Source organism: Mesorhizobium sp. B2-1-8 (genome assembly GCF_006442545.2).
Taxonomy (GTDB): domain Bacteria; phylum Pseudomonadota; class Alphaproteobacteria; order Rhizobiales; family Rhizobiaceae; genus Mesorhizobium.
The window spans coordinates 4,691,801-4,714,226 of sequence record NZ_CP083952.1 but is presented as its reverse complement, the minus strand read 5'-3'; the positions used below and the strand labels follow the sequence as shown (position 1 = coordinate 4,714,226).

Below are 22,426 nucleotides of genomic sequence, written 5' to 3'. Positions count from 1 at the left end.
GCCCCCGGAGAAAAACGGAGGTAGGTTATGGCCGGCTTTCACGTCATGGCGGACGCGCACGGAATGCATGTGCAACCCGCGGTCCGCCGCATTTCCACGCCAGACCTCTGGGACGCGCTCAGGCTTGGCGCAGAGGACTTCTGGGCCAAGCCGTCGCATTACGTGTTCCTGTGCCTGATTTATCCGATCGTCGGCCTGATCCTGACGCAATGGACGTCCGGCTCCAACGCCATCCAGCTCGTCTATCCCTTGATGTCGGGCTTTGCCCTTGTCGGCCCCTTCGCGGCGATCGGGCTCTATGAGATCAGCCGCCGGCGCGAGCTCGGCATGAACACCAACTGGCGGCACGCACTCGATGTGCGCCGCTCGTCGGCGCTGCCCTCGATAGCAGTCATCGGCATCATGCTGTTCGCGCTGTTCCTGTTGTGGCTGTTCACGGCGCAGTCAATCTACACCAGCCTTTTTGGCGGCGAGCCGCCGGCTTCGATCGGGGCCTTCCTGCGCGATGTGCTGACGACCAGCAAGGGCTGGACACTGATCCTTCTCGGCAACGCGGCAGGCTTGGTCTTCGCGGTGGTCGTGCTGGCGACCACGGTCGTTACCTTCCCGCTTTTGCTTGATCGTGATGTCGGCGCCGTTTCCGCAATAGAGACCTCGGCGCGCGCGGTCATGACAAATCCGCTGCAGATGGCGCTCTGGGGTCTGATCGTCGCGGTGCTGCTGGTGATCGGCTCTATCCCGCTGTTTGCAGGACTGGCCGTCGTCATGCCGATCCTCGGCCACGCGACCTGGCATCTCTACCGCAAGGTGGTCGAGCCGGCCCAAATCCGGCCTCCGCGCCGTCCGATGTGACGAATCAGCGCTGCGCGTCGGTCGCCATCTTCAGCGCCAGCGCCGTCAGCACGGTACCCATCATCCAGCGCTGAATCACCAGCCATAGCGGTCGCCCAGCGAGGAAGGTTGCGATCGAGCCGGCCGTCAGTGCGATGATGGCATTGACGCTGAGGCTGATCGAGATCTGCGTCGCGCCCAGCACCAGAAGCTGCGACAGGACATGGCCCTTGCCGGGGCTGATGAACTGCGGCAGCAGCGACAGATAGAGAACGGCCACCTTGGGATTGAGCAGATTGGTCATCAATCCCATGGCGAACAGCTTGCGCGGCCGGTCCTGTGGCAGGTCGCGCACCTGGAACGGCGAGCGTCCGCCGGGTTTCACCGCCTGCCAGGCTAACCACAGTAGATAGAGCACGCCGGCAAAGCGCAACACGTCGTAGGCGAATGGCACGGCGAGCAGCAGCGCGGTTATGCCGAACGCCGCCGACAGCACGTAGAACAGGAAGCCGACCGCAACGCCGCCAAGCGAGATCAGTCCGGCCTTCGGCCCTTGCGACAGCGAGCGCGAGATCAGGTAGATCATGTTGGGGCCGGGCGTCAGCACCATACCGAGGCAGACCAGCGCGAAGGCGAGATGGTTGGCGGTGTCGGGCATTGTTCGTTCCCCAGCATCTCGCGATGGATTCGCGATCTCGCGAGCGGCCGATCTGTGCCTGTCCCGACAGGTGGCTGCAAGAGCTTGGCGCCGCCTAGGCGTTACGCCAGAGGAGCGGTTCTTGATTAGCCGACCACACGCAGGTTCGACAGTTCGTTGCCGATTTCCTTGAAGTCGTTTGCCAGGCTGGCGCCGGTCGCATTCCAGAACAGCTTCGCCGGTTTGCTCGGATCCGTCGCATCCTTGCGGAAGCGCGAATCCGACGAGCAGGATTTCAGCGCATCGATCGCCAGCTTGTCGCTGGCCTTGGTCGTCGACAGGTCGAGCGCCACCGTCATCACCATGATGTTGGCTGCCTTGGCGTTGTTGCAAAGCGTGGCCATCTGCTCGTTGAGCGCGTTGGTGTAGTTGCCGTTCGAATAGTCTAACCGACCGATGGCGCTCGATGTGCCCATGAACAGGCGGCCAACCGAGGTGCCGTTGTATCCTGGGTTGAGATAGCCGTAGGACGCATAGGTCGATTTCGAGTTGGCGGGATCCGAGTAGCCCAGCGACGAAGGCGTGTAATAGGTGTTGGCGCCGTCGGTGAGCACGATCACCACCTTGTCGTTGCCTCTTTCGGTTTCCGGCCGCCCTTGCGTGAACGGTTCTCCGCTCGAGACCACCCGCCAGCCCCAGGCCATGCCCTCGGGGACGTTGGTGCCGCCATTCGGCTGCATCAGGTCGATCGCCGCTTTGATCGAGGTGAGCCCGTCGGCGACGCTGACATCGGTCAACGGCGTGATCGGGTTGGTGGTGCAGCTGTAATTCGGCCCGTTGCCGGCCGGCAGCGCCGGCGCATCGATCGGCCGCGGCTGGAAATACTTGGCCATGTTGCGCAGCCGCGATTGGCCGCTGCTGCTCGCTGGATCGTCGTTCCACCAGCTGTTGACGGCGCCATAAGTTACCGGCGGGGCTTCGTCGGGGTCCTGGGTGAGCTTCCAATGATTGCCGGGTTCGTCGGGGGCGAACATGGGCACGAACATCGTTGCCGGATCGCCGACGCCGATGCCGGTGTTGGCCGAGCCGCCGGACGGCGCGGCGTCGTTGACATTGTAGGGATAGGGCCGGGCCTCGACGCAGCCTTGCCAACTGGCGAACGGACCGTAGGAATCGATATAATCATATTCGTTGTGGCTGCTCTTGCAGGTGTTGTTCGAATTGTATTGGTCGCAGACCACGCGCTTGCTGTTGACGACACGCTCGTGATTGGTGACGACCTGCATGTCGCGGTAGAGCGAAAACCGGGTCAGCATCTGGCCTTCCCCGGTTCCCCAGCCGGTGCCGCGCTTGTACCAGATACCGTTGGTTTGCTGAGCGTATTTGTTGGCGGCATTCAGCGTCGACCAGTCGAAATTCTCGTTCGACACCGGCGACAGCCCCTCTGTGTCCATCCACGACGCATTGCCATTCCCGGGGCCGACATTGACCGAGGCGGCAAAAGGCACGAGGCCGAATTGCACCGGCTTGTCGACCTGCTTGATCATGACCGCCTGCTGGGCCAGCGTGTCGACCAACTGCTTGGAAGCGGTTTTGAGAAGATCGATGCGCTTTTGCCCCGAACCCGTGCCGAGCGTGGTCATCGATCCGGAATTGTCGAGCACCAGGGCAACTTCCAGCGTGTTCTTCAGCCGCACTTGCGAGGTGACGTCGAAGCTGAGCCTCTGGTTCGCATCGGTCGCCGATTTGCCGACGAGTTGGGCGAAGGCGGGGTAGAAATAGGGTTTGTAGTTGAGCCGGGCGGTCATCGTCAGCAGGCCGCCGCCGCTGGTGTTGCTCGGCAAGGTGACGTTGAGCGTCGCGCTCGCGGGATCGATATCGTTCAAATTGGCGTTGAAGAAATCGAGCGCATAGGCTCTCAACTGGTCGTCGGTCGCACCTTCCGTCAGCCGGCGGGCTGTGGCGAAGTTGGCGGCGTCGAGCGCATTCATCACCATCTGCTTTTCACGGTTCATTTCCGTGAAGTCGACAGCGATCGCCAGGCCGCCCATCAGCGGAACCATCGCCACAACCGTCATGAGAGCATAGTTGCCGCGCCTGTCGCGGCGGAACTGACGCCAGATTTCAAACATGCTTGCAGCGGCCCCCGCCGACGGATTCTCGGTCGGCGCCAGCTTTCCACAAAACGCTGAAGGACGGGTTTGGGAAACCGCTCTATTGCTTGGTCGGCGCTTCACCAACCGCTAACCAATCAAAGCCGCGGCATGCGCCGCAATTCGTGCCGATCAAGGCGAAAGCTGGTGACAGCTTGGACCGGTTCGGATAATTCGAACCGGCTGCGGCGAACCGTCGGCCGCCGCACCCGCAACGATCATACTGAAGGAAACGGCATGGCGGATTCGCCTGAAATCGTTGGCTCGCTCGAAGACGTCTCGAAAGCCTATTCGGCAATTCTCTGCGATGTCTGGGGCGTGGTGCACAATGGCGAATGGCATTTTCCCGCGGCCGCGGCCGCGCTGGCGGCGGCAAGGGCGGCCGGCACTCCTGTCGTTCTGATCACCAATTCGCCGCGCCGCAGCGCCGACGTCGTGGCACAGATGAGCGTGATCGGCGTCCCGCCATCAGCCTACGACCGCGTGGTGACCTCGGGCGACGTGACACGCGATCTGATCGCGGAGGGCCCACGCAAAGTCTTCCACATCGGCGCCGACCGCGATTTGACCCTTTATGATGGCCTCGACGTCGAACTCGTCGAGGAATTCGAGGCCGCCGGCGTCGTGTGCACCGGGTTGTTCGACGACGAGGTCGAAAAACCCGAGGACTATACGGAACTGCTGCGCCGGTTGCGTGCCAGGAACCTGCCGTTCATCTGCGCCAATCCCGACATCATGGTTGAACGCGGCGAACGGATCATCTGGTGCGCCGGTGCGCTCGCACGCGACTACGCGCAGCTCGGCGGTCGCACGCTGATCGCCGGAAAACCCTATGCGCCGATTTACGAGGTCGCGATGAAGGAGGTGGCCGAGATTCTCGGCCGGCCGGTCGGGCGTCCGCAAATACTGGCGATCGGCGACGGCATGTTTACCGACGTCAAGGGCGCGGCCGACAATGGTTTCGACGTTCTCTATGTCTCCGGCGGTATTCATGCCCGCGACTATGGCGATCCCTCCCGGCCGGATCCGGCAAGGCTCGGTCTCTTCCTGGAGCGGCACGGCTATCGTCCGGTGGCCGTCATCGCAAGACTGCAGTAGGTGGCAATGGTCGCGTTCCAGCATCTTACGACAACCGCGCAGTTGCCCGCCGATCTGCGAGCCGGCGTCGTGGCTATCGGCAATTTCGACGGCGTCCACCGTGGCCACCAGGCCGTGCTCGAACGGGCATTGGCGGAGGCCACGCAGCGTGGCGTGCCGGCCCTGGTGCTGACCTTCGAACCGCACCCGCGAACGGTTTTCAGGCCTGATCTGCCGCTTTTCGTGCTGACGCCACCACCGATGAAGGCGCGGCTCCTGTCGCTGCTGGGCTTTGCCGCACTCGTCGAGCAACCTTTCACGCGCGGCTTTGCCTCGCTGTCGGCGGAAGCCTTCGTCACCGACGTGCTGGAGAGGACGCTGGGCGTCACCCACGCCGTGACCGGCTTCGATTTCCATTTCGGCAAGGACCGCCAGGGCGGGCCGGCCTATCTGATGGCTGCCGGCGAGCGCCATGGCTTCGGTGTCACCCTCGTCGACGCCTTTCGCGACGAAGGCGCCGAGGTGATTTCGTCGAGCCGCATCCGTGCCTTGCTTTGCGAGGGCGAGGTGGCAGAGGCAGCCGGTCTGCTCGGCTATCGCTTCACTGTGGAAAGCGAGGTCGTCGGCGGCCAACAGCTCGGGCGAACGCTCGGCTTTCCCACAGCCAACATGAGGCTTCCGGCGGAAGCTACGCTCAAGGAAGGTATCTACGCCGTTCGCTTCCGGCGCGCCGACGGCACGCTGCACGACGGCGTCGCCAGTTTTGGCCGCCGCCCGACCGTCGACGACAACGGCGCGCCGCTCCTGGAAACCTTCATCTTCGATTTTTCCGGCGATCTCTATGGCGAGACTTGCGCGGTCTCGTTCTTCGGCTTCCTGCGCAGCGAGATCAAGTTCGACGGGCTCGATGCACTGGTGGTGCAGATGAAGCGCGATGAAGCCGAGGCACGCGCGCTGCTTGGCGGCGTCAAACCGCTGTCCAGTCTGGACGCGGCGGTGGCGTTCTGAAGCGTGACCCTAAAAAGGGGAAACGAGTTCCCTATTTCTTCAGCGCAAGACCGACGGCGATGAAGGTCCACCCTTGGAAGATCAGGTCGATCGCCAGGAACAGTCCGAGCACCCATAGGCTGTTGACCGGCCAGCCCATGGCGATGATCAGGCCCGCGAGCACGCTGATGACGCCCGCCGCGACAATCCAGCCCCAGCCGCGTTCCGGGCGGTGGCTGTAGCCGACCCAAGCCCGCAGCGCACCTGAAGCGACGAGCGCGACGGCCAGCAGGAAGGTCAGCACAGCCGAAGCCAGCAGCGGATTGTCGAAAGCGAAGAACCCTGCGACCGCATAGAGCAGTCCGCTGAGCAGCCAGTAGAAGAAGCGTCCCCAGGTCTTGACCCCGAAAGCATGCATGATCTCGATGACGCCGGCCACCAGCATCAGCCACCCCACGACATAAACGGAAGCCACCGTGGCGATGAACAGATTGCCGAAGGCGATGCCGCCGAGGACCAGCAGCACCACGCCCAGGCCGACAAACCACCCCCATTTGTCTCGCGTCTGGCCGATCGCGTTCTTCAATGTATCGCCGTGCAAGGTCATGTCGCCACCTCCATTGAAGACCGCCAGAATGCAAGGAGGTTACCCTTGGTGCCGACCCGCGTCCAGCCGACGGCGGGGCGGATGGCGCAGGCTCGTGGGGTGGCAATGCGAGCCGGACATCTCGCCCTTAAATCAAATTTTACCAAACCCTCGTCAAAGCTGTCGCCGCAGGACAGTTGTATCGTGTTAGTGGAGTGGCCATGAGTCCGGTCGGGAAGATTTCTATTGCCTTGGCTACCGTCGTGCTGGCGACGTCGAGCGCGGCCGAGGCAGGCGATGGCGCTTTCGGCTGGCTGTCCGGCGACTGGTATCTGACGGTCGGCGCGACCGGACTGGTGGCGCCGAATTTCGAGGGCGGCAAGAAATACATGCTGAGCGCCCAGCCCATCATTTCGCTGGGCAAGGCCGGCCCTGCTGCTCGCTTCACCTCGCGCAACGACAATATTTCGCTGGCGCTTGTCGACGATGGCGGCGTCCGTGCAGGCCTGACCGGCAAGTTCCTTTTCTCGCGCGACGATGGCGATGCCGACGAACTCAAGGGCTTGGATCCTGTCCGCTGGGGCGGCGAGGTCGGCGGCTTCTTCGAATTCTATCCGACGGACTGGATGCGCGCGCGTGCCGAATTGCGGCATGGCATCCGTGCCCATAACGGCTTTGTCGCCGACATCGCCGCCGATGCTTTCTACGACGTGACGCCAACCGTCCGGATTTCGGGTGGCCCGCGCGTGTCTTTTGCCTCGGCGAACTATTTCGATGCCTATTATGGCGTCAACGCGCAGGAAGCCGTGGCCTCGGGGCTGAGCCAGTACAATCCCGGCAGCGGCCTGAAATCCGTCGGCCTCGGTGGCGCCGTGACCTGGAAGGTGACCGATCCGATGACCGCCAGCCTGTTTGGCGAATATTCGCGTCTCGAGGGTCCGGCGGCCGATTCCAGCCTGGTCAAGGAGCGCGGCGACCGCAACCAGTTCATGGTCGGCGTGTCGACCACCTACCGTTTCGACTTCAAGATGTAAGCGAATCGAACGAGACGCTTTATTCCTGCGCTCATCTCCGCTAAAAGCCAGCAATGACGAGCTTTTCGCGCCTTCACGCGTCGACGATACGAATTACCAGCCCGGTGTTCCCAGCAGCCTGAAGGCTGTCGGAACTGCCGGGACTATTGCGCGCGGCCTCTCGCGCTTTTCCAGATCATCAAGGCATGTCGCCCAGAAGTAACCCGGTTTGGGAACACGGCATGCGTATAAAGTAGAATTCCACGCCGCAAGCCACGTGGCCCGGCATGCACATGGCAGACCAATGACCGACGACCAATCAACGATCGACTATTCGAAGACCCTTTACCTGCCGCAGACGGAGTTTCCGATGCGCGCCGGCTTGCCCGAGAAGGAGCCGGCGCTGGTCAAGCGGTGGCAGGACATGGACCTCTACCGCAAGCTGCGTGAGAGCGCGGCGGGCCGCACGAAATACGTGTTGCACGACGGTCCGCCCTACGCCAACGGCAACATCCACATCGGCCACGCGCTGAACAAGATCCTCAAGGATGTCATCACCCGCTCGTTCCAGATGCGCGGCTTTGACTCGAATTATGTGCCCGGCTGGGACTGTCACGGCCTGCCGATCGAATGGAAGATCGAGGAACAGTATCGCGCCAAGGGCAAGAACAAGGACGAGGTGCCGGTCAACGAATTCCGCAAGGAATGCCGTGAATTCGCCGCGCACTGGATCTCGGTGCAGGGTGGCGAGTTCCAGCGGCTTGGCGTCATCGGCGACTTCAAGAACCCTTACACGACCATGGCCTTCCACGCCGAGTCGCGCATCGCCGGCGAATTGCTGAAATTCGCCATGTCCGGCCAGCTCTACCGCGGTTCGAAGCCGGTAATGTGGAGCGTCGTCGAGCGCACGGCGCTCGCCGAGGCCGAGATCGAGTATCAGGACTACGAGTCCGACACGATCTGGGCGAAGTTTCCGGTGGCCAACCTCGTCGTCGCCAGCGTCGTGGACGGACAGCCGGCGGAGCTCGATCCGGACCTGAGCGGGCGGTCGCTCGACCTGCTGGATGCTCATGTCGTCATCTGGACGACGACGCCATGGACCATCCCTGGCAACCGCGCCGTCAGCTATTCGCCGCGCGTCGCCTATGGTCTCTACGAGGTGACGGCGGCCGAGAATGCATTTGGCCCGCAGCCAGGCGAGAAGCTGATCTTTGCCGATGCGCTGGCCGAGGAAAGCCAGGCCAAGGCCAAGGTCACCTTGAAGCGCCTTCACGGCATCAGCGCCGAACAGCTTGGAAATCTTGTGCTTTCGCATCCCTTCAAGGGCCTCGGCGGCGGCTACGAATTCCCGGTTCCGATGATTGCCGGCGACCATGTCACCGACGATGCCGGCACGGGCTTCGTGCACACGGCTCCCGGTCATGGCCGGGAGGACTTCGATGCCTGGATGGATGCCGCGCCCGCGCTGCGCCAACGCGGCATCGACACTGAAATCCCATTCACAGTTGACGATGCCGGCTTCTTCACCAAGGACGCGCCCGGCGTTGGCCCGGATCGCGAAGCCGGACCGGCGCGCGTCATCGACGACAACGGCAAGAAGGGCAACGCCAACCAGGCGGTCATCGACGAACTGATCAAGCGCAACGCACTGTTCGCGCGCGGCCGGCTGAAGCACAGCTATCCGCATTCATGGCGTTCGAAGAAGCCGGTCATCTTCCGCAACACGCCGCAATGGTTCGTCTACATGGATAAGGACCTCGGCGACGGCACCACGCTGCGCGGCCGTGCGCTGAAGGCGATCGACGAGACGCGCTTTGTCCCGGCCGCCGGCCAGAACCGCATCCGCGCCATGATCGAGGAGCGCCCCGACTGGGTGCTGTCGCGCCAGCGTGCCTGGGGCGTGCCGATCGCCGTCTTCGCCGACGAGGATGGCAACGTGTTGAAGGACGAGGCGGTCAACCAGCGCATCATGGACGCCTTCGAGGCGGAGGGCGCCGACGCCTGGTTCGCGCCCGGCGCCAAGGAGCGCTTCCTCGGCAATCACGATGCCTCCAAATGGCGGCAGGTGATGGACATTCTCGACGTCTGGTTCGATTCGGGCTCGACACATGTCTTCACCCTGGAAGACCGGCCCGACCTCAAGTGGCCGGCCGATGTCTATCTCGAAGGCTCCGACCAGCATCGCGGCTGGTTCCACTCCTCGCTGCTTGAAAGCTGCGGCACCAGGGGCAGGGCGCCATACGACACCGTCGTCACCCATGGCTTCACCATGGACGAGGATGGCCGCAAGATGTCGAAATCGCTCGGCAACACGGTCGTGCCGCAGGATGTGATCAAGCAGTCCGGCGCCGATATCCTGCGGCTCTGGGTGGTGACGACGGACTATTGGGAAGACCAGCGGCTCGGCAAGAACGTGCTGCAGACCAACATCGACGCCTATCGCAAGCTCAGGAACACCATCCGCTGGATGCTGGGTACGCTCGCCCATGACGATGGTGAGGTCATTCCCGTGGAGACGATGCCGGAGCTGGAGCGGCTGATGCTGCATCGTTTGGCAGAACTCGACGAGGTGGTGCGCCAGGGCTACGACGCCTTCGAGTTCAAGCGCATCACGCGCGCACTGCTGGATTTCATGGTGGTCGAGCTGTCGGCCTTCTATTTCGATATCCGCAAGGACGCGCTCTACTGCGAGGGCCCGTCGAGCGTGAAGCGCAAGGCTTCGGTCCAGGTGGTGCGCCATCTCTTCGACTGCCTGGTGAAATGGCTAGCGCCGATGCTGCCCTTCACCATGGAAGAGGCCTGGCTCGATCGTCATCCCGATGCGGTCTCGTTGCATCTCGACCAGTTCCCGCAAATCCCGGCGAATTGGAAGAACGACGCGCTGGCGGAGAAATGGCGCAAGGTCAGGCAGGTGCGCCGTGTCGTCACCGGTGCGCTCGAGATCGCCCGTGCCCAGAAGGTGATCGGCTCCTCGCTGGAGGCCGTACCGGTGGTCACGATCAACGACGCGGCGCTCGAGGCGGCGATATCGGACGTCGACATGGCCGAAATGGCGATCACCAGCGATCTCGTCATTGCCCATGGCGAGGCGCCGCAAACCGCCTTTGTCCTCGACGATGTAAAGGGCGTCGCCGTGGTGGTCGAGAAAGCGGAGGATCGCGGCCTGGTCAAATGTGCGCGGTCCTGGCGCTACACGGCCGATGTCGGGCAGGATCCGGAGTTCCCGGATGTTTCGGCACGTGATGCCGCGGTGCTGCACGAATTGAAGACGCTGGGAAGGCTCTAGTGCCTGTCGCCCAAAGAAGTGCACAAATGCCACGCCGGGCGGTGCAAATCCGCCCGTGCGTTGCCCTTAACGAGTGGTTGAGGTAAACACGCGAAACTCCGGAAGACAAATTGTCGCCGGATTTCCGTCGCAAGTGCTTGCATGATGGGGACCGGACACAAGGCCGGTGCGATTGAGAGGCTGTCTAGAGTGGGACTTTTTGGCATGACCGAGAGTTATAAGGCGCGCCTTGCGCTGTTGGCGCCGCTTGTCGCATCGGGCCTCGCTTTATCCGGCTGCATGGGCTCTCCGACCTATGGCACCGACAAGACCGCCGCCGAACAGCTGGCCGGCGATCTTACAGGCGCCGTTTCCTTCGCGCCGAAGCACAAGGACCCGATCGACTACAAGCCGCGTCCTACCCTGGTGAAGCCGGCCCCAGGTCAGAAGGAGGCGCTGCCTGCGCCTCAGGAAAGCATCCAGACGGCAAACGCAGGGTGGCCCGAATCGCCCGAGCAGCGCCGCGCGCGACTGCGCGCCGACGCCACCGCCCACCAGAATGATCCGGCCTACCAGTCGGAGATCGTCGACGACGTGCAGACGGATCCGGCTTCGGTGAAGAAGGCGATGGAAGACTCCGGCTCAAGCCATCCGCCGGCGTGGAAGCCCGCCGATTCCGACAAGGGCCGCGCCGCCGAGATCCAGCGCCGCCTTGCCGAAAGCAAGCAGGGCGACCCCAACACGCGCAAGTACCTCAGCGAGCCGCCATTGGCCTACCGTGTCGCCTCCGATGCCGCGCCGCAGAACGAACTCGGCGAAGACGAGTACAAGAAGGAACGCCGCCTCAAGGCAAAGGCCGAGGGCAAGAAGGGCGGCTGGTTCGACTGGTTGCCGTCGCTGTAAGAACGGTCGCGCCGCTGATCTTGCGGCGGCCTTGGCTCAGTCTCGACGTCCCCTGAAAAAATCCTTCAGCAGCAGGCCCGCTTCGGTCTCGGCCATCCCCGGATAGATGTCGGGCGTATGATGGCAGGTCGGAGAAGCGAAGAAGCGCACGCCGTTGACCACGGCGCCGCCCTTTTCGTCGGCGGCACCGAAATAGAGACGGCGCAGCCTGGCGAATGAGATTGCCCCGGCACACATGGCGCAGGGCTCCAGTGTCACATAGAGATCGTGGCCGGTGAGCCGCTCGCTGGAGATTTTGCCGCAGGCTTCACGGATCACCAGCATCTCGGCATGGGCCGTCGGGTCGGCAAGCTCGCGCGTGCGGTTGCCGGCACTGGCAATGACCGTGCCGTCCTTGGCGATCACCGCGCCGACCGGCACTTCGCCACGCAAGGCTGCCGCCTCGGCCTCCTGCAGTGCCAGGGCCATGAAATCCGGCCTCTTCAAGCGGTTTGTCTTCCCATTATATCCTCGCCACCCGGCGGTGATCCTGTTATGGAGCGCATCAACCTGAAAATCGGACTCGATTTTCGGGAATGATCATGCGCCAAATCAAAAATGCTACAGCGTTCGTTGCGCGCCGAACGGATGCGCCACGCTGTAGCAGCGCAAACGGACAAAGGCCACATGGACGACAACGACAAGAAATCTCCGCGCAAAGCCGGTCCGGGCAGGAGTGGCCCGAAACCGGCAGGCGCACGTGGCCGCGACGCCAGCAAGGGCGGGAAGCCGTCCTTTGGTGCCAAAAAGCCTTACGCCCCACGCGGCGACCGCCCGGCAGGCGCTGAAGGCGAGCGCCCGAAGCGCGACTTCAAGAGCGGCGACAAGCCGTTCCGCAAGGGACCGCGCCCCGAAGGCAAGCCCTATGAAAAGCGCGAAGGCCCGCGCAAGCCCTACGCCCCGCGCGGCGACCGACCGATGGCGGCCGAAGGTGAGCGCAAGCCGTATGAAAAGCGCGAAGGCCCGCGCAAGCCTTATGCCCCGCGTGGCGACCGTCCAATGGCGGCCGAAGGCGAACCCAAGCCTTATGAGAAGCGCGAAGGGCCGCGCAAACCCTACGCGCCGCGCGGCGACCGTCCGGTTTCTGCTTCGGCGGAGGGCGGCGAAAAGCGCTTCGACCGTCCCAAGCGTGATTTCGGAGATCGTCCGAAGCGAGACTTCGCCGACCGTCCGAAGCGCGACTTCGGAGGCGACCGGCCCAAGCGTGATTTCAGTGATCGGCCCCAAGGCGCATCGGGCGTCAGGCCACGTCCGCGACCAGCCGAAGCAGCGGAAGAAGCCGGCGAGCGCATCGCCAAGCGCCTGGCACGTGCCGGGCTCGCCTCGCGCCGCGACGCCGAGGAATTGATCGCCGCCGGCCGCGTCAAGGTCAATGGCCGGGTGCTGGCCTCTCCGGCGTTCAACGTCATGCCCAATGACATCATCCATCTCGACGGAATGGAAATCCCGCCGATCGAGCGCACGCGCCTGTTCCTGTTCCACAAGCCGGCGGGCGTCGTCACCACCAACCGCGACCCCGAAGGCCGCAAGACCGTATTCGACGTGCTGCCGGCCGAACTGCCGCGGCTGATGACCATCGGCCGGCTCGATATCAACACCGAAGGCCTGCTGCTGCTGACCAATGATGGTGGCCTGTCGCGCGTGCTCGAACTGCCGGCCACCGGCTGGCTGCGCCGGTACCGCGTGCGTGTCCACGGCAAGGTCGAGGAAAGCGCGCTCGCCGGCCTGCGCGAAGGCATTGCCGTCGACGGCGTCTTCTACGGCGCCATTGAGGCCAGCCTCGATCGCGAACAGGGCTCCAACGCCTGGCTGACGATCGGCCTGCGCGAGGGCAAGAACCGTGAGGTCAAGAACATCCTCGGTGCGCTCGGCCTCGACGTCACGCGGCTGATCCGCATCTCCTACGGCCCGTTCCAGCTCGAGGATCTCGCCGAGGGTCACGTACTGGAGATCAAGGGCCGGGTGCTGCGCGACCAGCTTGGCGAGCGCCTAGTCGAGGAATCCGGCGCCAATTTCGACGCCGAGATAACAAAACCGTTTTCCAACCAGCCGGTGCGGCGTACCGAAGTCCGTGAGGCCGAGCCCGAACGGCCGAAGTTCACGCGAGACGGCGAGCGCCGGCCGATCGGCGAGGGCGGGCTGATCAAGAACCGCAAGCGCCGGGAAGGCAGCCGTGACGAGGCGCTCGGCAAACTGTCGACAAGCCTCGACAGAGGCGAGAGACCAGACAAGGGCTTCGGCGAACGCGGCCCGCGACCGGAACGTGGCGGCTTTGGCGACAAGCCGCGTGGTAGTTTTGGCGACAAGCCGCGCGGCGCATTCGGTGACAAGCCTCGTGGCGGCGGCAAGAAATCCGAACGCGAGCAGCGGCCGATCGAGCCGCCCGGCCAGCGCAAGGCCAATGTCTGGATGGCGCCGGGAGCCCGGCCGATCGGCAAGGGCAGGGCGGAGGCTGATGCGGCCAAGGCGGCCGAGGCCAAGGCGCGCAAGGCCTCGTTCAAGCCGTCTTATGGCAAGCCCGCCGGCAAACCAGGTGGCGCAAAGCCATTCGGCAAGCCGCGTGGCGAGCGTCCAGGAGGCGCCGGTGGCGGTGAGCGGCCGCGCGGCGGCCCCAAGGGCCCCCGGACAAGATGAGAATCGTCGGCGGTGAGTTTCGCGGGCGTCCGTTGGTGACGCCCCGCAGCAGCGCCATCCGCCCGACGACCGACCGCACCCGCGAGGCCGTCTTCAACGTTCTGGCGCATCGCTTTGCCGGGCAACTGGACGGCGCGCGTGTGCTCGACCTGTTCGCCGGCACCGGCGCGCTTGGTCTGGAAGCTCTGTCGCGCGGGGCATCCTATGGCGTCTTCATCGAGGAATCGGCCGAAGGCCGGGGTCTGATCCGCGACAATGTCGAGGCCTTCGGCCTGACCGGACGCACCAAGATCTTCCGCCGCGATGCAACGGGTCTGGGCGAGGTTGGTACGCTGGCGCCGTTCGGCCTCGTCTTTGCCGATCCGCCCTACGGCAAGGGCCTTGGCGAGCGCGCGCTGCGGTCCGCCAAGGCTGGCGGCTGGCTGCGCCCCGGCGCGCTCTGCGTGGTCGAGGAGACGGCGGCGGTTCCCTTCGAGCCAGGGCCGGGCTTTTCCGTGCTTGATGAGCGCAGCTACGGCGAGACCGTCATCCGCTTCATCGAGGCTGCCTGACAGGCCTCTTTCAGCAGTGGCCTCTTTGCCGCCGCCTTTGCCGGCAACATGACCAACAATTCACTTTGCTTGTCGCCAGCGCCTTGCCTATCGTCGCTGCATGAAACCGGAGCCGTCGATGACATCCAGGACTGAGTGGCTGAGGCCAACGCTGCTGGCGACGTCGCTAGCCTTGTTCATGACCGACCCTGTCCTGGCGGACAACTCCGTATTGCCGGACACGGTGCCGGCCGAGTTCAAGGTGACGGATTTCCTGCTCGACAACGGCATGGAAGTGGTCGTCATTCCCGACCATCGCGCGCCGATCGTCACCCACATGGTCTGGTACAAGATCGGCAGCGCCGACGAACCGCCGGGCAAATCCGGCATCGCCCATTTCTTCGAGCATCTTATGTTCAAGGCCACGGCCCATCACGAAGCCGGCGAGTTCGATCGCGCCGTCTCCGACATTGGCGGCTCCAACAACGCCTTCACCTCCTACGACTACACCGCTTTCCACGAGACGGTGGCGCCGTCGGATCTCGAGCTTATGATGAGCTTCGAGGCTGACCGCATGCGCAACCTCATCCTCACCGACGACGTCATCAAGACCGAGCGCGATGTGATCCTGGAGGAGCGCCGCTCGCGCATCGACAACAACCCGCAGGCCGTGCTCGACGAAGAGGTCGATGCCACGCTGTGGCAGAACCAGCCCTATCGCATTCCGGTCATCGGCTGGATGCAGGAGATGGAGCAGCTGAACCGCACCGACGCCGTCGCCTTCTACAACAAGTACTACCGGCCCAACAACGTCGTGCTGATCGTGGCGGGCGACGTCGAACCGGAAACAGTGAAGGCGCTGGCCGAAAAGACTTATGGCAATGTGGCCCGCGGGCTGGATCTGCCACCGCGCGTCCGCCCGGTCGAACCGGAGCAGAACACCAGGCGCACCGTCACGCTCTCCGATGCCCGCGTCAGCGTGCCGAGTTTCTCGACGCAATGGGTCGTGCCCTCCTATCACACCGCCAAGCCCGGCGAAGCCGAAGCGCTCGACCTGCTCGCCGAGATCCTCGGCGGCGGCAACCGCAGCCGGCTTTACCAGGCGCTTGTCGTAAAGCAGGGCATCGCTTCCAGCGCCGGCGCGTACTTCCAGGGCACCATGCTCGACGACACCAATTTCACCGTCTACGGCGCGCCGCGCGGCGATGCCAAGCTGGCTGACGTCGAGGCCGCGGTCGACGCCGAGGTGGCGCGCATCGCGAGCGACGGCGTCACATCAGATGAGCTCGAAAAAGCCAAGGACCGCTATGTCAGGTCGATGATCTTTGCCCGCGACAAGCAGGAGTCCATGGCCAACATTTATGGCTCGACGCTCGCCACCGGCGGCAATGTGCAGGACGTGCAGCAATGGCCGGACCGCATCCGCAAGGTCACGACCAACGAGGTCAAGGCCGTCGCCGCGCGCTATCTGGTACTGGCCCGCTCGACCACCGGCTATCTCTTGCCGCAGCAACAGGCGGGGAATTGATGATGAGCGAGCACCACCATGTCTTCCCTTCTCCCCTTGTGGGAGAAGGTGGATCGGCGCGCAGCGCCGAGACGGTTGAGGGGTCTTGGACGGAGCGCGGGCAGCGTCAAGCTGGAGCACCCCTCATCCGACCGAGCTTCGCTCGGCCACCTTCTCCCACAAGGGGAGAAGGGAAGGCCCTGCACGCCATCGCAACCCTGTTCCTCTCCATCCTCTTCCTTATCCTGCCGGCGCTTGCCGCCCGCGCCATGGAGATCCAGTCCGTCACCTCGCCGAAGGGTGTCACGGCCTGGCTGGTCGAGGACTATTCCGTGCCTGTTGTCGCCATCCGTTTCGTCTTCGGTGGTGGTTCGACACAGGATCCGCCGGGCAAGGAAGGGTTGGCCAATCTGATGACCGGCCTGTTCGACGAGGGCGCTGGCCCGCTCGATTCGGAAGCCTTCCAGGTCAAGCTCGACGACGCCGGCGCCGAAATGAGCTTCGACGAGACCCGCGACGGCGTCTACGGCTCCATGCGCATGCTGGCCGAACAGCGCGACCAAGCCTTCGACCTGTTGCGGCTGGCGGTCAACGAGCCGCGCTTCGACCAGGCGCCGATCGACCGCATCCGCGCCCAGGTCCTGTCCGGCATCGTCGCCAACGAGAACGACCCGGACACGGTGGCGCAGAACCGATGGGCGCGCGCCGTCTATGGCGATCACCCCTATTCGCGCTCCGATCAGGGCACCAGACAGAGCATCGCCGCGGTCACGCAGGCCGACCTCGAGGCACTGCACAAGGCGGTGTTCGCGCGCGGCGGCCTGCATGTCGCCGTGGTCGGCGCCATCGACGCCGAGACGCTGAAGAAGAAGCTCGACATGGTGTTCGGCGACCTGCCGCCAAACCAGGCGCTCGCCCCTGTCGCCGATATCGAGCCCAGGCTGGCGCAGCATGTCGAGGTCAATTACGACCTGCCGCAGACCTCGCTGCAGCTCGCCTGGCCGGGCGTGAAGCGCAAGTCGACGGATTTCTTCCCGGCCGCGTTGATGAACGAAATCCTTGGCGGCGGCACCTTCACCTCGCGCTTGTTCCAGGAGGTGCGCGAAAAGCGCGGGCTGGCCTACAGCGTCAATTCCTCGCTGGTAAACCAGGATCACGCCGACGCGCTGATCGTCACCGCCGGAACGCGTTCCGACCGCGCCGCCGAGACGCTCGGCATCGTGCGCGACGTCGTCAAGCGGTTGGCGCAGGATGGCCCGACCGAGGCCGAACTGGCGGCGACCAAGAAATATCTGATCGGCGCCTATGCGATCAACAATCTGAATTCGTCGAGCTCCATCGCCGCGACGCTGGTCGAGCTGCAGCTCGACGATCTCGGCATCGACTACATGCAGCGCCGCACCGGTTACATCAACGCGGTGACACTCGATCAGGTCAAGGCGGTGGCGAAGAAGCTGCTGACGGCCGAGCCGACCATCATGGTGGTCGGACCGCCGCTGGCCGGGGCCGGCAAGGGATGAGCCTGACTTTCGGCATAGCTTTCGGCGGCGGCGGCGCGCGCGGCCTAGCGCATATCCATGTCATCGAGGCGCTTGACGAGCTCGGCATCAAGCCGGTGGCGATAGCCGGCTCGTCGATCGGCGCGATCATGGGCGCCGGCATGGCCTCCGGCATGACCGGCAAGGACATCCACGATTATGCCCGCTCGATCCTTGGCCGGCGCGCCGAGGTTGCGAGCCGCATGTGGCGGGCGCGGCCAGGCACGATCGCGGAAGCTATGCAAGGCGGCATCCGGGTCAGCCAGTTCAATGTCGAGCGCATCCTGAAGGCGTTTTTGCCCGATGCCATTCCCGAGACCTTCGCCGAATTGAAAATCCCGCTGAAGGTGACGGCGACGGACTATTTCGGCCACAAGCTCGCCGTGTTCGACGACGGCGACCTGCACTCCGCCCTTGCCGCCTCGGCCGCCATTCCCGCCGTGTTCCGCCCGGTGATGCGCGACGGCAGGCTGCTGATCGACGGCGGCATTTACAATCCCGTGCCGTTCGACCTGATCGAGAAGGATGCCGACATCATCATCGGCGTCGACGTGGTCGGCGCCCCGGAAGAGGCCGACCGCAAACAGCCGACCTCCGTCGACCTGATGTTCGGCGCCACGCAGCTGATGATGCAGTCGATCATCGCCAGCAAGCTGAAACAATGCCAGCCCGACATATTGGTCCGTCCGGCGGTGTCGAAATACCGGGTGCTCGATTTCCTGAGGATCGACGCCTTGATGAACGAGACCGTTGAAATCAAGGATGAGCTAAAGCGGCAGTTGGAGAAGGTCCTAGAGATGCGCTCCGACGCCAATAGGCGTAAGCGCGGTTTGAACTGAACCTTGGGGCGGACAATGCCTGTCACCTTGATCCTGATCTGATGCGCGTTCGCACGGTGCTTGTCACGGGTGCAAACCGAGGTAGGTGCTGTTGAGGTCGAGGGCCGCGGCCAGCCCAGGCCGTTGCATCACCAGGGTAATGTCGCCGTAGTTTCGATACTCATCGCGCGAAGCGACGCTTGATCCGATCCACAACGGCTCTGATTGGAGCGGAGGTGCGCCAAGTCGTACTGGAGATCATGGCCGCCAGGTGAGCCCGCGCGTGCAGATTGTCCTGCCGCAGGCTGTTAATTTCCTCGGTCAGCTTTGTATTGTCGGAATGCATGCGTGCTATTTCGGCCTCGATCGCTGGGGAATGCACCTTCGTTATTTGAGACCATAATTGCCGCTGCGATCGGTCGAGATAAGTCTGGCGGTCCAAAGCGTGAGGCTGAAGCTGATCCTGGACCGCCGATGCCAGACTGCCGAGACCCATGACGGCCACCGTATCAGGCAGGAATACCGTCATATGCGGGATGCCGAGATGATCGAGAAGACGCTCCGCATTCATTATTGCGTCCGCAATCAGGTTGGCGTCATGGAAGGCAATGACGCAGTCCGATTTCATAAGCGGCAAAGTGCCGACGAAATCTGAAAAACAAGCCTTGTTCGTGTGTTCTCCGTCAATAAGCGCATGGGTAGCACTGGCCTTGACTGTGCCGGGGATCACATTGGAAACGTCGCTATCGAGCGTGGCAAGTTTGGCCATTGCTTCAGGAGGAAGCCAATCCGACAGTGTCGCGATCATTCGGGCGGTTGAGTTTTCGGGGTAATGAAAGACCTGCGCGCGTTCATCGGGCTGCATCAGCGGCCGTGGGTCGATCGATATCACTGCCTCGCAGGCAGGATCAATCAGATGGGGAAAAAGGCTTCCACCCAGATGTGAGCCCACCTCCAGGTACACATAGCGACCGAGTACGGATCGAACGAAATTCTGGACACGCAGAAAACTCTTGCGGTCACTGAGAGTGGTCTCGGTCTTTACCTTGAAAATGGAGATATCGAGCTTCTCAATCACGCCTATCGCATGATCTGGGGTTAGCATTGGATGGCTCCTGGCGATTGGTTACGACTCCTGGCACGGCGCTTTAGACAGGCCATCGCCAGCGGACGATCGTTCAGTTGCATTTCGACCGGATATCCGCAACAGCAATATTCCGATGTGGAATGCAATGCATGAAAGGCCGATTGTGAACCGCCTCTATACAGATCTCCTGATCAAGGTTATCGCCAACACTATCTACGGCTCTGGCTCGCAAGTGATGGATCCTGCGAAAGTCGGCGAGTCTACGCCGTTCAATCGCGAGGATCGGCTCAATGGCCGTGATTGGCCCACGGTTGCCCATTCGATGGCGGGCATCAAGCGCCTAACCAACGTGCGCGATCTCGTCCAGCGTGCGCTCGATGAGAGGGTGCCTGGCGATTTCATCGAAGCCGGTGTTTGGCGAGGCGGCTGTTGCATCCTCATGCGCGGCGTGCTGGCCGCCAACGCGATCACAGACAGAAAGGTCTATGTTGCCGACTCATTCGATGGCCTGCCGCCGCCGGATCCGGAGAATTTTCCCGCCGATCGGGGCGACAGGCTGTTCGAATTCCGCCAGTTGGCGATCGACCAGGGGCAGGTTGAAGCGAATTTTACGGCCTATGACCTGTTGGATGAGCAGGTCGTCTTCGTCAAAGGACTGTTCGGCGACACCCTGCCGGGTCTGAAAGCAGGTCCTTTCGCTTTGGTCCGGTTGGACGGGGATTTGTACGAATCAACAATGGACAGTCTGGAAGCGCTCTATCCAAGGCTGTCGCCCGGCGGGTTCGTTATCATCGATGATCTGGCATTGCCTACCTGCCGCCAGGCGGTCGAAGATTACCGCGCACGCAACCACATCACCGCGCAGATGCACGAGATAGACTGGACCGGCGGTTGGTGGCGCAAGCCCATTGCCGACACCTGAGGCACGGAAACGCGATGAAGCAGAACCACGTGTCAGTCGTTGTTGTCGCGCCGCCGATGGGTGCCGGCATTGGTCTAGATGCCGGCTGAACCGACCGCTTACCCTCAGTCCTTCGCCCGCTCCACATAGGACCCATCCGTCGTCATCACCACCACGCGGGTGCCAGGCGCGATGTGCGGCGGCACGGTGGTGCGCACGCCATTGGAAAGTACGGCGGGCTTGTAGGAGGACGACGCCGTCTGGCCCTTGGTGGTCGGCTCGGTGTCGACCACTTCGAAAGTGGCGCGCTGCGGCAGCACCAGGGCGATCGCGATGCCGTTGAACTGTGACACCTGCACCGGCATGCCTTCCTTCAGATAAGGCGCCGCGTCGCCGACCACGGCTTCCGACACCGCCACCTGGTCATAGGTTTCCGGATTCATGAAGTGATAGCCTTCGCCGTCGGCGTAGAGGAAGGTGTGCTCGCGCTCCTCGACATAGGCGCGCTCCACCTGTTCGGTGGTACGGTAGCGCTCCGACACCTTCACCCCGTCGCCGATGCGCCGCATGTCGAGCTGCGTCACGGGCGTGCCCTTGCCCGGGTGGATGTTTTCGGCAAAGAGGATCACATAAAGCTTGCCGTCCTTGTCGACGACATTGCCTTTGCGGAGCGAACTGGCGATGACTTTCACCACGGTTTTAAATCCTGCGAGAGTTGACTGGCGTTTGCCGGCTTGCGCGGCGCTGGATGGGGGCCTAGCGCATCTTGGCGCGAACCGCCAGCCCCCCAATGCGAACTGGCATGGGGGCGAACTGACATCGGCGCGAACTGACATGGGGCGCTCTGGCACGCCTTCAATCCGCTCATGACCGCCGCGTCGCCCTGGTGGACGCCGCATGTCCATGCCGACCGCCGTCCCCGCCTGATGCTGCGCAACGGGCTGACGGCTGCCTTGCGCGACTGGTTCGCCCATAACGACTTCATCGAGGTGGAGACGGCCGCGCTGCAGGTCTCGCCCGGCAACGAGGCGCATCTGGCGGCTTTCGCCACGGAAGCGGTCGGGCCGGATGGCGTCCGCTCGCCGCTTTATCTCCATACCTCGCCGGAATTCGCCTGCAAGAAACTGCTTGCCGCCGGGGAACAGCGCATTTTCAGCCTGGGGGCCGTCTACCGCAACCGCGAGCGCGGCCCCTTGCATCATCCCGAATTCACCATGCTCGAATGGTATCGGGTAGGGGAAACCTATGAAAGCCTGATGCGCGACTGCGCCGATCTGCTGGCGCTGGCCGCGACACGGGCAGGGGCCACGCGCTTTTCCTTCCGGGGCCGCGACTGCGATCCGTTCGTCGAACCGGAGCGGTTGGCCGTGGCGGACGCCTTCAGCCGCCATGCCGGCATCGATCTGCTGGCCACGGTCACCGTCGATGGCGGCACGGATCGGGACGCGCTTCATGCCGCACTGGTCCAGGCCGGCCTGCGCACCGCGCCTGATGACAGCTGGGCGGATTTGTTCAGCCGCGTGATGGTGGAAAAGATCGAGCCGTTCCTCGGGCAGGGGCGGGCGACCATCCTGTGCGAATATCCGGTCGCCGAGGCGGCACTCGCCCGACCGAGCCCCCGGGATCCGCGCGTCGCCGAACGTTTCGAGCTCTATTGCTGCGGCGTCGAGCTCGCCAACGGCTTTGGCGAGTTGACGGACGCGGCCGAGCAGCGCCGGCGCTTCATCATCGAGATGGACGAGAAAGAGCGTATTTATGGCGAGCGCTACCCGCTGGACGAGGATTTTCTCGCCGCCCTTGCCATCATGCCGCAGGCCAGCGGCATCGCGCTCGGCTTCGACCGCCTGGTCATGCTGGCGACAGGAGCGCAGAAGATCGAGGACGTGATCTGGACGCCGGTCGCGGCATCTTGAACGACAG

The 22,426-nt window shown here is 63.5% G+C and carries 19 protein-coding genes; 13 read left to right on the top strand and 6 right to left on the bottom strand.

Annotation, left to right across the window (positions count from 1 at the left end; translation table 11 throughout):
- The first annotated feature begins 27 nt into the window (after positions 1–27).
- On the top strand, positions 28–852 hold the full coding sequence (locus FJ970_RS23165; RefSeq protein WP_140755659.1) for a DUF2189 domain-containing protein: 825 nt from the start codon (positions 28–30) through the stop codon (positions 850–852).
- A 4-nt stretch (positions 853–856) separates the two neighbouring features.
- Here the strand turns inward: FJ970_RS23165 and FJ970_RS23160 are convergent, their stop codons facing one another.
- Positions 857–1,489 carry a LysE family translocator gene (locus FJ970_RS23160; protein ID WP_140755657.1) on the bottom strand — a complete coding sequence of 211 codons (633 nt, stop codon included), beginning with the start codon at positions 1,487–1,489 and terminating at the stop codon, positions 857–859.
- 125 nt (positions 1,490–1,614) lie between these two features.
- On the bottom strand, positions 1,615–3,600 hold the full coding sequence (locus FJ970_RS23155) for a TadE/TadG family type IV pilus assembly protein (RefSeq protein ID WP_181178284.1): 1,986 nt from the start codon (positions 3,598–3,600) through the stop codon (positions 1,615–1,617).
- 258 nt (positions 3,601–3,858) lie between these two features.
- On the opposite strand from FJ970_RS23155, the gene FJ970_RS23150 reads away from it, so the two are divergent.
- Together FJ970_RS23150 and FJ970_RS23145 are read left to right on the top strand one after the other, a co-directional pair.
- Positions 3,859–4,719 carry a TIGR01459 family HAD-type hydrolase gene (locus FJ970_RS23150; protein WP_140755655.1) on the top strand — a complete coding sequence of 287 codons (861 nt, stop codon included), beginning with the start codon at positions 3,859–3,861 and terminating at the stop codon, positions 4,717–4,719.
- 6 nt (positions 4,720–4,725) lie between these two features.
- Complete coding sequence (locus FJ970_RS23145) at positions 4,726–5,706, top strand: bifunctional riboflavin kinase/FAD synthetase (protein ID WP_140755782.1); 981 nt, start codon at positions 4,726–4,728, stop codon at positions 5,704–5,706.
- Positions 5,707–5,737: 31 nt separating this feature from the next.
- On the opposite strand, the gene FJ970_RS23140 is transcribed toward FJ970_RS23145, so the two are convergent.
- On the bottom strand, positions 5,738–6,292 hold the full coding sequence (locus tag FJ970_RS23140) for an HdeD family acid-resistance protein (RefSeq protein WP_140755653.1): 555 nt from the start codon (positions 6,290–6,292) through the stop codon (positions 5,738–5,740).
- Between the two features lie 200 nt (positions 6,293–6,492).
- Between FJ970_RS23140 and FJ970_RS23135 the strand changes: the two genes are divergently transcribed.
- The 3 genes from FJ970_RS23135 to FJ970_RS23125 all read left to right on the top strand — a co-directional run bounded on the left by FJ970_RS23135 (position 6,493) and on the right by FJ970_RS23125 (position 11,452).
- On the top strand, positions 6,493–7,305 hold the full coding sequence (locus tag FJ970_RS23135) for a MipA/OmpV family protein (protein ID WP_140755651.1): 813 nt from the start codon (positions 6,493–6,495) through the stop codon (positions 7,303–7,305).
- 283 nt (positions 7,306–7,588) lie between these two features.
- A complete protein-coding gene (ileS, locus tag FJ970_RS23130; protein ID WP_140755649.1) occupies positions 7,589–10,570 on the top strand; it encodes an isoleucine--tRNA ligase in 2,982 nt (993 codons plus the stop codon).
- 204 nt (positions 10,571–10,774) lie between these two features.
- Positions 10,775–11,452, top strand: coding sequence for a hypothetical protein (locus FJ970_RS23125; protein WP_140755647.1), 678 nt, complete (start codon positions 10,775–10,777; stop codon positions 11,450–11,452).
- Positions 11,453–11,488: 36 nt separating this feature from the next.
- On the opposite strand, the gene FJ970_RS23120 is transcribed toward FJ970_RS23125, so the two are convergent.
- On the bottom strand, positions 11,489–11,938 hold the full coding sequence (locus FJ970_RS23120) for a nucleoside deaminase (protein WP_140755645.1): 450 nt from the start codon (positions 11,936–11,938) through the stop codon (positions 11,489–11,491).
- Positions 11,939–12,118: 180 nt separating this feature from the next.
- Between FJ970_RS23120 and FJ970_RS23115 the strand changes: the two genes are divergently transcribed.
- From FJ970_RS23115 to FJ970_RS23095, 5 genes are all read left to right on the top strand, one after another.
- Positions 12,119–14,125, top strand: a complete 2,007-nt coding sequence (locus FJ970_RS23115) for a pseudouridine synthase (protein WP_140755643.1) — start codon at positions 12,119–12,121, stop codon at positions 14,123–14,125.
- Entirely contained in the window at positions 14,122–14,676 is a 555-nt protein-coding gene (gene rsmD / locus FJ970_RS23110; RefSeq protein WP_140755641.1) for a 16S rRNA (guanine(966)-N(2))-methyltransferase RsmD, read from the top strand. Before FJ970_RS23115 ends, rsmD begins: the two co-directional genes overlap by 4 nt.
- 118 nt (positions 14,677–14,794) lie before the next feature.
- Positions 14,795–16,183, top strand: a complete 1,389-nt coding sequence (locus FJ970_RS23105) for a M16 family metallopeptidase (RefSeq protein ID WP_140755639.1) — start codon at positions 14,795–14,797, stop codon at positions 16,181–16,183.
- Positions 16,184–16,185: 2 nt separating this feature from the next.
- Positions 16,186–17,682, top strand: coding sequence for a M16 family metallopeptidase (locus tag FJ970_RS23100; RefSeq protein WP_227791875.1), 1,497 nt, complete (start codon positions 16,186–16,188; stop codon positions 17,680–17,682).
- Positions 17,679–18,539: a patatin-like phospholipase family protein gene (locus FJ970_RS23095; RefSeq protein ID WP_140755637.1), complete on the top strand. Its 861-nt coding sequence runs from the start codon at positions 17,679–17,681 to the stop codon at positions 18,537–18,539. The genes FJ970_RS23100 and FJ970_RS23095 overlap by 4 nt, the downstream gene beginning before the upstream one ends.
- A gap of 160 nt (positions 18,540–18,699) precedes the next feature.
- Here FJ970_RS23095 and FJ970_RS23090 read toward each other — a convergent pair whose 3' ends face one another.
- The gene (locus tag FJ970_RS23090; protein ID WP_140755636.1) at positions 18,700–19,623 is read right to left on the bottom strand and encodes a class I SAM-dependent methyltransferase; all 924 of its coding nucleotides are present in this window, start codon (positions 19,621–19,623) and stop codon (positions 18,700–18,702) included.
- Between the two features lie 145 nt (positions 19,624–19,768).
- Between FJ970_RS23090 and FJ970_RS23085 the strand changes: the two genes are divergently transcribed.
- On the top strand, positions 19,769–20,527 hold the full coding sequence (locus FJ970_RS23085; protein ID WP_227791874.1) for a TylF/MycF/NovP-related O-methyltransferase: 759 nt from the start codon (positions 19,769–19,771) through the stop codon (positions 20,525–20,527).
- Positions 20,528–20,631: 104 nt separating this feature from the next.
- Here the strand turns inward: FJ970_RS23085 and efp are convergent, their stop codons facing one another.
- A complete protein-coding gene (efp, locus tag FJ970_RS23080) occupies positions 20,632–21,201 on the bottom strand; it encodes an elongation factor P (RefSeq protein ID WP_140755634.1) in 570 nt (189 codons plus the stop codon).
- Between the two features lie 171 nt (positions 21,202–21,372).
- On the opposite strand from efp, the gene epmA reads away from it, so the two are divergent.
- A complete protein-coding gene (gene epmA, locus FJ970_RS23075; protein ID WP_140755633.1) occupies positions 21,373–22,419 on the top strand; it encodes an EF-P lysine aminoacylase EpmA in 1,047 nt (348 codons plus the stop codon).
- Positions 22,420–22,426: the final 7 nt, after the last annotated feature.